The sequence below is a fragment of the Rhizobacter fulvus genome (assembly GCF_964020785.1).
In genome coordinates, this window is the sequence record NZ_OZ224516.1 from 4,371,258 (window position 1) to 4,384,065 (window position 12,808).

General features: G+C 68.4%; 14 protein-coding genes. 9 read left to right on the forward strand and 5 right to left on the reverse strand.

Features of this window, described 5'->3' with window-relative positions:
• Position 1: 1 nt before the first annotated feature.
• Genes ACWH49_RS20850 through ACWH49_RS20860 form a run of 3 tightly spaced genes read left to right on the forward strand, consistent with a single transcriptional unit; the run spans position 2 to position 2,684 of the window.
• Positions 2–898, forward strand: a complete 897-nt coding sequence (locus tag ACWH49_RS20850) for an ABC transporter substrate-binding protein (protein ID WP_448173210.1) — start codon at positions 2–4, stop codon at positions 896–898.
• Complete coding sequence (locus ACWH49_RS20855; RefSeq protein WP_448173211.1) at positions 898–1,917, forward strand: FecCD family ABC transporter permease; 1,020 nt, start codon at positions 898–900, stop codon at positions 1,915–1,917. The genes ACWH49_RS20850 and ACWH49_RS20855 overlap by 1 nt, the downstream gene beginning before the upstream one ends.
• Entirely contained in the window at positions 1,914–2,684 is a 771-nt protein-coding gene (locus ACWH49_RS20860) for an ABC transporter ATP-binding protein (RefSeq protein ID WP_448173212.1), read from the forward strand. Before ACWH49_RS20855 ends, ACWH49_RS20860 begins: the two co-directional genes overlap by 4 nt.
• A 21-nt stretch (positions 2,685–2,705) precedes the next feature.
• Here ACWH49_RS20860 and ACWH49_RS20865 read toward each other — a convergent pair whose 3' ends face one another.
• From ACWH49_RS20865 to ACWH49_RS20885, 5 genes are all read right to left on the reverse strand, one after another.
• Positions 2,706–3,311 (reverse strand): GAF domain-containing protein, encoded by a 606-nt coding sequence (locus tag ACWH49_RS20865; protein WP_448173213.1) that lies wholly within the window; start codon positions 3,309–3,311, stop codon positions 2,706–2,708.
• A gap of 7 nt (positions 3,312–3,318) precedes the next feature.
• Positions 3,319–4,014, reverse strand: coding sequence for an endonuclease III (gene nth, locus ACWH49_RS20870; RefSeq protein ID WP_448173214.1), 696 nt, complete (start codon positions 4,012–4,014; stop codon positions 3,319–3,321).
• Positions 4,011–4,592 (reverse strand): electron transport complex subunit RsxB, encoded by a 582-nt coding sequence (rsxB, locus tag ACWH49_RS20875; RefSeq protein ID WP_448173215.1) that lies wholly within the window; start codon positions 4,590–4,592, stop codon positions 4,011–4,013. Before rsxB ends, nth begins: the two co-directional genes overlap by 4 nt.
• Positions 4,589–5,944 carry a polyhydroxyalkanoate depolymerase gene (locus ACWH49_RS20880; protein WP_448173216.1) on the reverse strand — a complete coding sequence of 452 codons (1,356 nt, stop codon included), beginning with the start codon at positions 5,942–5,944 and terminating at the stop codon, positions 4,589–4,591. The genes rsxB and ACWH49_RS20880 overlap by 4 nt, the downstream gene beginning before the upstream one ends.
• Before the next feature lie 156 nt (positions 5,945–6,100).
• Positions 6,101–7,303, reverse strand: a complete 1,203-nt coding sequence (locus tag ACWH49_RS20885; protein ID WP_448173217.1) for an amino acid aminotransferase — start codon at positions 7,301–7,303, stop codon at positions 6,101–6,103.
• A gap of 87 nt (positions 7,304–7,390) precedes the next feature.
• Between ACWH49_RS20885 and uvrB the strand changes: the two genes are divergently transcribed.
• The 6 genes from uvrB to hscB all read left to right on the forward strand — a co-directional run bounded on the left by uvrB (position 7,391) and on the right by hscB (position 12,808).
• Positions 7,391–9,502 (forward strand): excinuclease ABC subunit UvrB, encoded by a 2,112-nt coding sequence (uvrB, locus tag ACWH49_RS20890; protein WP_448173218.1) that lies wholly within the window; start codon positions 7,391–7,393, stop codon positions 9,500–9,502.
• 200 nt (positions 9,503–9,702) lie between these two features.
• The gene (gene iscR / locus ACWH49_RS20895; RefSeq protein ID WP_056468539.1) at positions 9,703–10,236 is read left to right on the forward strand and encodes a Fe-S cluster assembly transcriptional regulator IscR; all 534 of its coding nucleotides are present in this window, start codon (positions 9,703–9,705) and stop codon (positions 10,234–10,236) included.
• Positions 10,237–10,294: 58 nt separating this feature from the next.
• Positions 10,295–11,509, forward strand: coding sequence for an IscS subfamily cysteine desulfurase (locus ACWH49_RS20900; RefSeq protein WP_448174376.1), 1,215 nt, complete (start codon positions 10,295–10,297; stop codon positions 11,507–11,509).
• Positions 11,510–11,518: 9 nt separating this feature from the next.
• Positions 11,519–11,905, forward strand: a complete 387-nt coding sequence (iscU, locus tag ACWH49_RS20905) for a Fe-S cluster assembly scaffold IscU (RefSeq protein ID WP_056468544.1) — start codon at positions 11,519–11,521, stop codon at positions 11,903–11,905.
• A gap of 5 nt (positions 11,906–11,910) precedes the next feature.
• Positions 11,911–12,234, forward strand: a complete 324-nt coding sequence (iscA, locus tag ACWH49_RS20910; RefSeq protein WP_056468547.1) for an iron-sulfur cluster assembly protein IscA — start codon at positions 11,911–11,913, stop codon at positions 12,232–12,234.
• A gap of 55 nt (positions 12,235–12,289) precedes the next feature.
• A complete protein-coding gene (gene hscB, locus ACWH49_RS20915; RefSeq protein WP_448173219.1) occupies positions 12,290–12,808 on the forward strand; it encodes a Fe-S protein assembly co-chaperone HscB in 519 nt (172 codons plus the stop codon).

Below are 12,808 nucleotides of genomic sequence, written 5' to 3' on the forward strand. Positions count from 1 at the left end.
GATGACGAACCGCTTCACGCCCGCCCGCGCGCTGCTGGCCGGCCTCGCGCTGGTGCTCGCCGCACCGGTGCAGGCGCAACTCGAAGCGCGCGACGACCGCGGCGTGACGGTGCAGCTGGCGGCGCCGCCCCAGCGCATCGTCAGTCTGCTGCCCTCGGCGACCGAGAGCGTCTGCGCGCTCGGGGCGTGCGCGCGGCTGGTCGGCACCGACCGGTTCTCGAATTGGCCGGCGTCGGTGCGCGCGTTGCCGAAGCTCGGTGGCCTGGAGGACGCGCAAATCGAGCGCATCGCGGCGCTGCGGCCGGATCTGGTGATTGTCGCCAGCGCCGCGCGCGTGGTCGACCGGCTCGAGGCCCTGGGCATGCGCGTCGTGGTTCTGGAGTCGCGCGACCATGCCGACGTGAAGCGCAGCCTGACCACGATCGCGCGCCTGCTCGGCACGCCGGCGCAGGCCGAGCAGGTCTGGGCCGCGATCGAGGCCGAGACGCGCGCCGCCGCGGCGCGCGTGCCACCCGCATGGCGCGGCCGGCGCGTCTACTTCGAGGTGGATTCGACACCCTATGCAGCGGGCGCGAGCTCGTTCATCGGCGAGACGCTCGACCGACTCGGCCTGGTCAACGCCTTGCCGGCCGAGCTCGGGCCGTTCCCGAAGCTCAATCCCGAGACCCTGTTGCGCCTGCAGCCCGACATCGTGATGGCCGATCGGGTGGCCCTCGCGTCGATGCCGTCACGCCCGGGCTGGGCGGTGCTGCAGGCGCTGCGCGACGGCCGCAGCTGCGGCTTTCCGGGCCCGCGCTACGAGCTGCTGCTGCGGCCCGGCCCGCGCATGGGCGAGGCTGCCGGGGTGATTGCCGATTGCCTGGTTGCTCTGGCGGCGCGCGCGCCGCAGGCGCGTTGATGGCTGCCAGCGACGCGCAGCGCAGGCGCAGGCTCGGCGTCGGGCTGGCGCTGGCCAGCGTGCTGCTGATGGTCGGCGGGCTGGCGGCGGGCAGCGAAGGCTGGTCGCTCAGCGCGCTGGCCCGACTCGGGTCGGGGCCGGACGGCGCGTTGATCGTCGGCCAGATCCGCGCGCCGCGCACGCTCGGTGCCTGGCTGACGGGGGCGTTGCTCGGCCTCGCCGGTGCCACCGCGCAGGGACTGTTCCGCAACCCGCTGGCCGACCCGTATCTGCTGGGGTCCGCGGCTGGCGCGTCGCTCGGCGTGGTGCTGGTGCTCGCCGCGGCCGCCCTCGGCGGCCACGCGATCGGCCTGGCGACGGCGGACGCGCTGGCGCGGGTCGGGCTGGTCGGCGCGGCTTTTGGCGGCGCCTTGCTCGGCGTGCTGCTGACGGTCCTGCTCGCGCGTGGCGCGCAGCAGACGACGCGGCTGCTGCTCGCGGGCGTCGTGGTCGGCGTGGTGCTGGCGGCCGTCAGCGACCTCGTCACCAGCGTCGCGCCCGAAGCGCTGCGCGGCCGTCAGGCCTTCATGCTGGGCAGCACCGGCTACCTCGGCTGGGCCAGCTGCGCCGCATTGGCGATCGGGCTCGTGCTGGGCCTGCCGCCCGCATGGCGGCTCGCCCGCGCGCTGGACGCGCTGACCCTCGGCGCCGACAGCGCCAGCAGCCTCGGTCTGGCGTTGCCGCGCCTGCGCTTCGCACTTGTCGTCGTGCTGGCGCTGGCGACCGGCGTGGCGGTCTCGCAGGCCGGACTGATCGCGTTCGTCGGGCTGGTGTCGCCGCACCTGGTGCGCCGCTTCGCGCCGGCGCCGTACGGCTACACGCTGGTTGCGAGCGCGGTCGCGGGTGGCGTGCTGCTGCTGGGCGCCGACGTGCTGGCGCGCGTGCTGATCGCCCCGCAGGAGGTGCCGGTCGGCGTGCTGACCGCTTTGCTCGGTGGGGGCTACCTGATCTGGTTGCTGCATCGGGGGCGGGCGCGGTGAGCGGTCTGCACGCCGAGCGCATCAGCGTCACGCTGGGCAGCACCGTGGCGTTGCGCGACCTCAGCTTTGCCGCGCCGCGGGGCTGGACGGCGATCGTCGGGCCGAACGGGGCCGGCAAATCGACGCTGCTGCGTGCGCTCGCCGGGCTGCAGCGCGTCGATGCGGGTCTGGTGCGGCTAGGCGATCGGCCGCTCGCCGCGATCCCCGCACGCGTGCGCGCCCAGCGCATCGCGTGGCTGGCGCAGCAAGGCGAGGCCAGCGGCGAGCTGACGGTGCGCGAGGTCGTGCAACTCGGGCGGTTGCCGGCGCTCGGTCTGTTCGGTGCACCCGGTCCCGACGACGAGGCGCGTGTGGATCGCGCGATGGCGGATGCCGAATGCAGCGCGTGGCAGCAGCGCCGGCTGCATGAACTGTCGGGCGGGGAGCGCCAGCGCGTGCTGGTAGCGCGGGCGCTCGCGGTCGATGCGCCGTGGCTGCTGCTCGACGAGCCGACGACGCACCTCGATCCGCCGCACCAGGTCGCGCTGGTCCGCCTGATGCGGCGACAGGCGGCCGCCGGCACGGCGGTGCTGAGCGTGTTGCACGACCTCACGCTCGCGCTGCTCGCCGACACCCTGGTGGTGATGGCCGGCGGCGCGATCGTCGCGCAGGGCCGCAACGACGATCCGGGTCTGCAGGCAGCCTTGGTGGAGGTATTCGACCGCGCCATCCGCATCGAGCGTGCCGGACGGCACTGGATCGCGGTGCCGGACCTCGGCGACGACTGACGCGGGACCGCCGCGCCGCGCTTACTCGGGCGGCAGGTCCAGCGGCATCGGCATCGTCGCCAGCCGGTTCGGCGTGCTCGTCTCCCACAGCGCGCCGGGGGTCGTGTCGACCGATGCGTTGACGACGTGCATCAGGGTCAGGCTGGCGCGCGAAGCGATCTTGCGCAGCGACTGGAGCTGCCGCTGGGTCCATTCCACCCGTCTGTCGAGCTGCTCGCAACTGAAGGTGCCGAAGAGCACGCCGTTGACCGAGAAGCTCATGTCCATCAGCGAGACGATGGCGTTGTCCGCGACGTACTCGCGCAGCACGCCGGCCGTGACGGGGTCGATCGCCGCGTCGCTGGCGGTGACGTTGCCTTCGTGCTGCAGACGCTCGAGGTAGGGGTCGCTTCCGGCGTGCACGATGTCCGCCGCACCGACCATGCGGTCCTGCGCGGCGTCGTACATCGCCACGCTGCGCAGCGCGCGGCCTGCGGGCGTGTCGATGAACAGGCGCAAGCCGGCGCGGGTGCAGCCGATCTGCGCAGCGACGAAGCGCATCAGCTGTTCCAGGTATTGCGCACTGTCGATCTCGCCGCGTTCGAGGCGGCCCGAGATGGTCTGCAGGTCGGCAGGTTGGTCCGGCATGTGCCGATTATCGACCGCGAACCGCGCTCGGCGCGGGCGATCTCTGTGCGCATGTCGCGGCGACGCGACCCTGGGCGATCGCCGGGAACGCGTCGCACCAGCGCGTGACCGCGCACTGCTCGCACAGCGGTCGGCGGGCCTGGCAGACGTAGCGTCCGTGCAGGATCAGCCAGTGGTGCGCGTCGACCAGGTAAGCCGGTGGCACGCGCCGCAACAACTGGTCCTCCACTTCACGCGGGCTGCGACCCGGGGCGAGCCCGGTGCGGTTCGAGACCCGGAAGATGTGCGTGTCGACCGCCATCGTCGGCAGGCCGAACGCGACGTTCAGCACCACGTTGGCCGTCTTGCGCCCGACGCCGGGCAGCGCTTCCAGCGCCTCGCGCTCGCCCGGCACGCGGCCGCCATGGCGCTCGATCAGCAGCCGGCAGGTCTCGAGCAGGTTCTTCGCCTTGGTGCGGTACAGGCCGATCGTTCGGATGTGCTCGGTCAGCCCGTCGAGGCCGAGCGCGAGCACCTTCGCGGGCGTGTTGGCGACAGCGAACAGCCGGCGCGTCGCCTTGTTGACGCCGACGTCGGTGGCCTGCGCCGACAGCAGCACCGCGGCGAGCAATTCGAACACGTTGGTGTATTCGAGCTCGGTCTCGGGCTCGGGGTTCGCGGCCTTCAGGGTCGCGAAGAACGGCTCGATGTCGGCGACTTTCATGGCCGTGCGTTGCCGCGGTTCGGCGCCCGGGCCGCCAGTTGCTCGGCGCGCTCGCGCTCGTCACGCTCCAGCCGCTCGGCATGCCACGCATAGCGCTGCCGGGCGGTCTGTGCCTGCGCGTCGCTCCAGGCCTGCCAGCCGGTGCGCGCGCCGCTGGCCGGCACGAGCGCGATGCAGTCCACCGGGCAGGCGGGCACGCACAGCTCGCAGCCGGTGCACAGCGCATCGATCACGGTGTGCATCGACTTGGGCCCGCCGACGATGCAGTCGACCGGGCAGGCTTCGAGGCACAAGGTGCAGCCGATGCACCAGTCCTCGTCGATCACGGCCAGCAGTCGCGGTGCCTCGGCGCCATGAGCGGCCGACAGGGGGAGCACCGCGCGCCCGGTGAGTCGGGCCAGCCGCTCGATGCCATCCGTCCCGCCCGGCGGGCACTGGTTGATCGGCGCGTCGCCCGCGGCCATCGCCGCGGCATAGCCGCGGCAATCCGGGAAGCCGCAACGCGTGCACTGCGTCTGCGGCAGCGCGTCGTCCAGGGCTTGCGCGAGCTGGTCGAGCGCGCCGGCCGGCATGCTCATCGTGCCGAGCGCGCCGCCTTCTTGCTGGCCGGCTTGCGGGCGGCCGGCTTGGCGGCAGCGGCGCGCGCCACAGGCTTCGCGGCCACGGTCTTGGCCGCCTGCTTGGCGTCAGCGGCCTGGTGGCTGGCGATGAAATCGCGCACCCGCGGGTAGATCTTCTCGCGCCAGCGGCGACCGGAGAAGATGCCGTAGTGGCCGGCGCCGACGGCGTCGTAGTGAAACTGTCGAGTCTTGGGGATGCCGGTGCACAGGTCGTGCGCGGCGCGGGTCTGGCCAGCGCCGGAGATGTCGTCGAGCTCGCCTTCGATCGTCAGCAGCGCGGTGGTCTCGATGTCCTGCGGCTTGACCAGTTCGCCCGCGACCTTCCAGGTGCCGTTGACCAGCGCGAAATCCTGGAACACGGTCTTGATCGTGTCGAGGTAGTACTCGGCGGGCATGTCCAGCACGGCGTTGTACTCGTCGTAGAAGTCGCGGTGGAATTCGACGCTGTCGTCGTCACCGCGGACCAGGTCGAGGAAGTAGTCGTAGTGCGAGCTGAGGTGCCGGTCCGGGTTCATCGCGACGAAACCGGTGTGCTGCAGGAAGCCCGGGTACACCGCGCGCCCGGCGCCGGGGAAGTTGGTCGGCACCCGGTAGATCACGTTGTTCTGGAACCATTCGTACGGCTTGTTGGTCGCCAGGTTGTTGACGGCAGTCGGGCTCTTGCGGGCGTCGATCGGGCCGCCCATCATCGTCATCGTGCGCGGCGTGGCTTCGCCGCGGCTGGCCATCAGCGAGATCGCCGCGAGCACCGGCACGGTGGGCTGGCAGACCGACATGACGTTGACGTCCGGACCGATATGGCGGATGAACTCCTGCACGTAGGCGATGTAGTCGTCGAGGTGGAACGGGCCGACGTCCTTCGGCACCATCCGGGCGTCGGTCCAGTCGGTGATGAACACCTTGTGGTCCTTCAGCAGTTCGCGCACGGTCTCGCGCAGAAGCGTGGAATGGTGGCCGGACAAAGGCGCCACCACCAGCACGGTCGGCTGGTCCTTCAGCCGCGTCAGCACGCCGACGTTGTCGGTGAAGCGCTTGAAGCGCAGCAGGCGACAGAACGGCTTCTCGATCGCCACCTGCTGCTGCACCGCCACGTCGACGCCGTCGACCTTGACCGAGTTGATGCCGAACTCGGGCTTCTCGTATTCCTTGGACAGCCGGTGCATCAAGTCGAGCCCGGCCGAGACGCGTTGCGCACCGGGGGTGTGCGCGAACGGCGACAGCGGATGGTTGTAGAGCTTCGACGTCGCGCTGGCGAACTCGGCGAAGGGGCTCAGCAGCGCGCGCTGCGTTTCATAGAGCTGATACAGCATCTCGTGGCCTGGTGAGTGATTCGGCGCACGCCCGCGGGCATGCGGCAAAAAGCATTTGTGCAACGCAGCATTCTAGGCGCGCACGCACGATCTTGCAGCATCCGCTCGCGGGGTCAAACCCGAATCAGCGCCCCATTCAGGGGCGTTCTCCACGCTTCAGGCCGAGACTTGGGCGATCGCCGCCACAGTGGCGTCGATGTTTCGCGAATTGAGCGCCGCCACGCAGATCCGGCCGGAATCGACCCCATAGATGCCGAACTCGTTGCGCAGCCGCTCCATCTGCGGCTTGGCCAGCCCGGAGTAGCTGAACATGCCTTTCTGGCGCGTGATGAAACTGAAATCCTGCTTCAGGCCCGCGGCCTCGAGCTTCGCGCGCAACGCCACCCGCATCTCCTTGATGCGCACGCGCATCGCGGCGAGTTCGCCCTCCCACATCTCGCGCAGCGCCGGCGTGGTCAGCACGAGGGCGACCACCTGGGCGCCGTGGGTCGGCGGGTTGGAGTAGTTGGTGCGGATGACGCGCTTGAGCTGGCTCAGTACCCGGGTGGCCTCTTCCTTGGAGTCGCACACCACGCTGAGGGCGCCGACGCGCTCGCCATACAGCGAGAAGCTCTTCGAGAAGCTGGTCGCGACGAAGAACGCGATCCCGGCGGCCATGAACAGGTCGACCGCCGCGCCGTCCTCCTTGATGCCCTCGCCGAAGCCCTGATAGGCCATGTCGAGGAACGGCACCAGGCCGCGCGCCTTGACTGCGGCGATCACTTGCGACCACTGCGCGGTGGTGATGTCGTAGCCGGTCGGGTTGTGGCAGCAGGCGTGCAGCACGACGATCGTGCCGGCCGGGGCCGCGTTCAGGGCCGCGAGCATGCCGTCGAAGTTGATTCCGCGGCTGACGGCGTCGTAGTACGGGTACTGCTCGACGACGAAGCCGGCCCCCTCGAACAGCGCCCGGTGGTTCTCCCAGCTCGGGTCGCTGATCAGCACCTTGGCAGCCGGGTTCATGCGCTTGAGCAGGTCGGCGCCGACCTTCAGGCCGCCGGTACCGCCGAGCGCCTGGATGGTCGCGATCCGGCCGGCCTTGACGGCCTCGCTGTCTGCGCCGAAGACCAGGCCCTGGACCGCCTTGTCGTACGCGGCGATGCCGTCGATCGGCAGGTAACCCCTTGCCTTCGGCGCTTCCATCATCATCTTCTCCGCAGCCTGCACGCATTCGAGCAGCGGAAGCTTGCCGTTGTCGTCGAAGTAGACGCCGACGCCCAGGTTGACCTTGGCCGGGTTCGGGTCGGCGTTGAACTGCTCGTTCAGGCCCAGGATCGGGTCGCGTGGCGCCATTTCAACGGCGGCGAAGAGGGTAGACATGGTCCGTCCTTGTCAGTAGAGAAGCGTTTGCGTTTCCGTTAACCTGTCCGGTTGCCCGACAGGGAAAACCACGAGATTTTATCTGCCATGGCCGAGCTGTCCGAAGTCGTCGATCCCACCGTTCCTGCCGCCGAGCCCGAAGGCCGGTTCGTCACCTACCCCGATTCGCCGTTCCAGCTGTTCCAGCCGTACCCGCCGGCGGGCGACCAGCCGACCGCCATCGCGGGCCTGGTCGAGGGGCTGAACGACGGCCTGAGCTTCCAGACGCTGCTCGGCGTGACCGGCTCGGGCAAGACCTTCACGATGGCCAACGTGATCGCGCAGATGGGCCGGCCGGCGATCGTGTTCGCACCGAACAAGACGCTCGCCGCGCAGCTGTACGCGGAGTTCCGCGAGTTCTTCCCGAAGAACGCGGTCGAGTACTTCGTCAGCTACTACGACTACTACCAGCCCGAGGCCTACGTGCCGCAGCGCGACCTGTTCATCGAGAAGGACTCGTCGATCAACGAGCACATCGAGCAGATGCGCCTGTCCGCCACGAAAAGTTTGATGGAGCGGCGCGACGTGGTCATCGTCGCCAGCGTCTCGGCGATCTACGGCATCGGCGACCCGAGCGCCTACCACCAGATGGTGATGACGCTGCGCGTGCACGACAAGCTCGGTCAGCGCGACGTGATCGCGCACCTGATCCGCATGCAGTACACCCGCAACGAGGTCGACTTCTCGCGCGGCACCTTCCGCGTGCGTGGCGACACGATCGACGTGTTCCCGGCGGAGCATTCCGAGCTCGCCATTCGAATCGAGCTGTTCGACGACGAGATCGAGTCGCTGCAGCTGTTCGACCCGCTGACCGGCCGAATCCGCCAGAAGATCCCGCGCTTCACGGTCTACCCGAGCAGCCATTACGTGACGCCACGCGAGCGGGTGGTGAGCGCGATCGACACGATCAAGGCCGAGTTGCGCGAGCGGCTCGACGAGCTGGTGAAGAACGGCAAGCTGGTCGAGGCGCAGAGACTCGAGCAACGCACTCGGTTCGACCTGGAAATGTTGCAGGAAGTCGGCCACTGCAAGGGCATCGAGAACTACACCCGGCACCTGTCGGGCGCGAAGCCGGGCGATCCGCCGCCGACGCTGGTCGACTACCTGCCGGCCGACGCGTTGATGTTCCTGGACGAGAGCCACGTGCTGATCGGCCAGTTCGGGGGCATGTACAACGGCGACCGCGCGCGCAAGACCACGCTGGTCGAGTACGGCTTCCGGCTGCCGAGCGCGCTCGACAACCGGCCGCTGAAGTTCGAGGAGTTCGAGAAGAAGATGCGCCAGGTGATGTACGTCTCGGCGACACCCGCGGCCTACGAGAAGGAGACGTCGGGCCAGACTGTCGAGCAGCTGGTGCGGCCGACCGGCCTGATCGACCCGCAGGTGGAGGTGCGCCCCGCGACCAACCAGGTCGACGACGTGCTGCAGGAGATCCGGGACCGGGTGGAGATCAACGAGCGGGTGCTGATCACGACGCTGACCAAGCGCATGGCCGAGCAGCTGACCGACTACCTCGCCGACAACGGCGTGAAGGTGCGCTACCTGCACAGCGACGTCGATACGGTCGAGCGGGTCGAGATCCTGCGTGACCTGCGGCTCGGCACCTTCGACGTGCTGGTCGGCATCAACCTGCTGCGCGAGGGCCTCGATATTCCCGAGGTGTCGCTGGTCGCGATCCTCGACGCCGACAAGGAAGGCTTCCTGCGCTCGGAACGCAGCCTGATCCAGACCATCGGCCGCGCAGCGCGCAACCTGAACGGCCGCGCGATCCTGTATGCCGACAAGGTGACCGAGTCGATGCGCAAGGCACTCGACGAGACCGAGCGCCGTCGCGCCAAACAGATCGCCCATAACGCGGCCGAGGGCATCACACCGCGCAGCGTCGTCAAGAAGGTGCGCGATCTGATCGACGGCGTCTACAGCGAGAAGGGCGCGAAGGACGACCTGAAGTCGGTCACCGAAGCGGCCGCGATCGAGGCCTTGAGCGAGAAGGACTTGAGCAAGCGCATCAAGCTGCTCGAGAAGCAGATGCTCGACCACGCCCGCAACCTCGAATTCGAAGAGGCCGCGCGCGTGCGCGACCAGCTGGCGCACCTGCGCGAACAGGCGTTCGGCGCCCCTGGCACCGACAACGTGGTGCCCCTGGCCGGAGGGCGCTGACCAGAGCGCTCCCGGATGCCCCAAATCCGCACCTGCGTCAAGGGAACTTCTGCGGCCAATCCAGACCGAATTTGTCAGCTTCGGCTATACTTGACGAAACTACTCGGAATCAGCGGTTGCCCCGCCGAGACCGGGCGTCGAGCGAGTCGGAGAGGCCATTTTGCAGCCCCAACCGCCGACACAGGCTAAGGAGAAATTCAATGCGTCTGACCACCAAGGGCCGTTTTGCGGTGACCGCCATGATCGACCTCGCGCTTCGCGAGCACACCGGCCCCGTCGCACTGGCCGCGATCAGTGGCCGGCAACAGATTTCGCTGTCGTATCTGGAGCAGCTGTTCGGCAAGCTGCGCCGCCATGAGCTCGTGGAGAGCACGCGCGGCCCGGGGGGCGGTTACTCGCTCGGCCGCAAGGCCGAGGAGATCACGGTCGCCGACATCATCGTCGCGGTCGACGAGCCGATCGACGCCACCGGCTGTGCGGGCAAGGAAAACTGCATGGGCGAAGACTCGGGCCGCTGCATGACGCACGACCTGTGGGCGAGCCTCAATTCCAAGATGATCGAGTTCCTCGACTCGGTGTCGCTGCGCAAGCTGGTCGACGAGCAGCTCGCGAAGGGCGTGTCGATCGAGGAGCACCCGGTGAAGCGCGCGATCTCGACGCAGCCGGTCGTCAAGCCGATCAAGATCACCGCGCCTAACAGCGTCTTCGCGCTCGGCGCGGCGTTCAACAAGTAATTTCGAAGGCAGGGCAGCGCGGTCTCGCACCGCGCCGCCGGGACGAACTCGCATGGACATGACCCCGCACTTCCCGATCTACATGGACTACGGCGCCACGACGCCGGTGGACCAGCGCGTCGTCGACGCGATGATTCCTTGGCTGCGCGAGCACTTCGGCAACCCGGCGTCGCGCAGCCATGCGTGGGGCTGGGAGGCGGAAGCCACGGTCGAGAAGGCGCGGGAGCAGGTGGCGGCGCTGGTTGGGGCCGATCCGCGCGAGATCGTCTGGACTTCGGGCGCGACCGAGTCGATCAACCTCGCGCTGAAAGGCGCGGCGCAGTTCTACAAGACCCGCGGCAAGCACCTGATCACGCTGAAGACCGAGCACAAGGCCGTGCTCGACACGATGCGCGAGCTGGAGCGCCAGGGTTTCGAGGTCACCTACCTCGACGTGCAGGAAGACGGTTTGGTCGACTTGGCGAAGCTGGAGGCGGCGATCCGTCCCGATACGATCCTGATCTCGGTGCTGTTCGTCAACAACGAGATCGGCGTGATCCAGGACATCCCGACGATCGGCAAGATGTGCCGCGAGCGCGGGATCATCTTCCACGTCGACGCGGCGCAGGCCACCGGCAAGGTCGATATCGACCTGGCCAATCTGCCGGTCGACCTGATGAGCCTGGCCTCGCACAAGACCTACGGCCCGAAGGGCATCGGCGCGCTGTTCGTGCGGCGCAAGCCGCGCGTGCGGATCGAGGCGCAGATGCACGGCGGCGGCCACGAGCGCGGTATGCGCTCGGGCACGCTGGCGACGCACCAGATCGTCGGCATGGGCGAGGCTTATCGGCTCGCCAAGCTCGAGATGGGTGCGGAGCGCGAGCGCATCCGCATGCTGTCGCAGCGGCTGATCGACGGCCTGTCGGACATCGAGCAGGTGTTCCTGAACGGCCACCCGACGCAGCGGGTGCCGCACAACGTCAACATGAGCTTCAACTTCGTCGAAGGCGAGTCGCTGATCATGGGCATCAAGGGAATCGCGGTGTCGTCGGGCTCGGCCTGCACGTCGGCGAGCCTGGAGCCAAGCTACGTGCTGCGCGCGCTCGGCCGAAGCGACGAACTCGCGCACAGCAGCCTGCGCATGACGATCGGCCGGTTCACGACGGTCGAGGAAATCGATTACGTGATCACGACCTTGAAGGACCGCGTGGCCAAGCTGCGCGAACTGTCCCCGCTGTGGGACATGTTCAAGGAAGGCATCGACATCAGCACCATCCAGTGGGCTGAGCACTAGGAGTACGACATGGCATACAGCGAAAAAGTGGTCGAGCATTACGAGAATCCGCGCAACGTCGGCTCGTTCGACAAGGGCGACGACTCGGTCGGCACCGGCATGGTCGGCGCGCCGGCCTGCGGCGACGTGATGAAGCTGCAGATCAAGGTGAACCCGGTGACGGGCCTGATCGAGGACGCCAAGTTCAAGACCTACGGCTGCGGCTCTGCGATCGCGTCGAGCTCGCTCGTCACCGAGTGGGTCAAGGGCAAGTCGCTCGACGAGGCACTGACGATCAAGAACACCCACATCGCCGAGGAACTGGCGCTGCCGCCGGTCAAGATCCACTGCTCGATCCTGGCGGAAGACGCGATCAAGGCGGCGGTGAACGACTACAAGGCGAAGAAAGCGCACTGAACGTCATGGCAGTCACCCTCACCGAAGCCGCGGCTCGCCATGTCTCGCGCTACATCACGAAGCGTGGCAAGGGTGTGGGCGTGCGGCTGGGCGTCAAGACAACGGGTTGCTCGGGCCTGGCCTATAAGCTCGAGTACGCCGACGACTTCGCGCCCGAAGACACGGTTTTCGAAGGCCACGGCGTCAAGGTGCTGGTCGACCCGAAGAGCCTGCCCTACATCGACGGCACCGAGCTCGATTTCGTCCGCGAGGGTCTGAACGAAGGCTTCAAGTTCCACAACCCGCGCGAGAAGGACCGCTGCGGGTGCGGCGAATCGTTCCGCGTTTGAGCCGTCGATCCGCTTGCAAAGGCGCGGCCATGGTCGCGCCTTTTTGTTGATGCCCATGAACCTCGCCAGCACCGACTTCGAACTGTTCGACTTCGCACCGCGCTTCGCGCTGGATCGCGCCGCGCTGGATGCGCGCTGGCGTGCCCTGCAGGGCGAGGTCCATCCCGACAGGTTCGCGGCCGAGGGCGCCGCCGCCCAGCGCATCGCGATGCAGTGGGCGGTGCGCGTCAACGAGGCCTATCAGCGCCTGAAGGACCCGGTCAAGCGCGCCGCGTACCTGTGCGAACTGAACGGCGCGCCGATCGAGGCCGAGAACAACACCGCGATGCCGGCCGCGTTCCTGATGCAGCAGATGGAATGGCGCGAGGCGCTCGACGATGCGGCGACGTTGGCGCAGGTCGAGGCGCTGGCCGACGAGGTGTCGTCGCATGGCAAGTCGGCCCTGGCGACGCTGCAGGCCACGCTCGACGAACGCCACGATTACGCCGCCGCCGCACAGCAGGTCAGAGCCCTCATGTTCAGCGAGCGCTTTGCGCACGACATCGATAAGCGCCTGGAAGCGCTGGGACAATAG

Excerpts from the sequence above, each read along its gene's own strand:
- ACWH49_RS20850 (WP_448173210.1), top strand. The coding sequence starts at position 2 with ATGACGAACCGCTTCACGCCCGCCCGCGCGCTGCTGGCCGGCCTCGCG.
- ACWH49_RS20855 (WP_448173211.1), top strand. The coding sequence starts at position 898 with ATGGCTGCCAGCGACGCGCAGCGCAGGCGCAGGCTCGGCGTCGGGCTG.
- ACWH49_RS20865 (WP_448173213.1), bottom strand. The coding sequence starts at position 3,311 with ATGCCGGACCAACCTGCCGACCTGCAGACCATCTCGGGCCGCCTCGAA.
- nth (WP_448173214.1), bottom strand. The coding sequence starts at position 4,014 with ATGAAAGTCGCCGACATCGAGCCGTTCTTCGCGACCCTGAAGGCCGCG.
- rsxB (WP_448173215.1), bottom strand. The coding sequence starts at position 4,592 with ATGAGCATGCCGGCCGGCGCGCTCGACCAGCTCGCGCAAGCCCTGGAC.
- ACWH49_RS20880 (WP_448173216.1), bottom strand. The coding sequence starts at position 5,944 with ATGCTGTATCAGCTCTATGAAACGCAGCGCGCGCTGCTGAGCCCCTTC.
- ACWH49_RS20885 (WP_448173217.1), bottom strand. The coding sequence starts at position 7,303 with ATGTCTACCCTCTTCGCCGCCGTTGAAATGGCGCCACGCGACCCGATC.
- uvrB (WP_448173218.1), top strand. The coding sequence starts at position 7,391 with ATGGCCGAGCTGTCCGAAGTCGTCGATCCCACCGTTCCTGCCGCCGAG.
- iscR (WP_056468539.1), top strand. The coding sequence starts at position 9,703 with ATGCGTCTGACCACCAAGGGCCGTTTTGCGGTGACCGCCATGATCGAC.
- ACWH49_RS20900 (WP_448174376.1), top strand. The coding sequence starts at position 10,295 with ATGACCCCGCACTTCCCGATCTACATGGACTACGGCGCCACGACGCCG.
- iscU (WP_056468544.1), top strand. The coding sequence starts at position 11,519 with ATGGCATACAGCGAAAAAGTGGTCGAGCATTACGAGAATCCGCGCAAC.
- iscA (WP_056468547.1), top strand. The coding sequence starts at position 11,911 with ATGGCAGTCACCCTCACCGAAGCCGCGGCTCGCCATGTCTCGCGCTAC.
- hscB (WP_448173219.1), top strand. The coding sequence starts at position 12,290 with ATGAACCTCGCCAGCACCGACTTCGAACTGTTCGACTTCGCACCGCGC.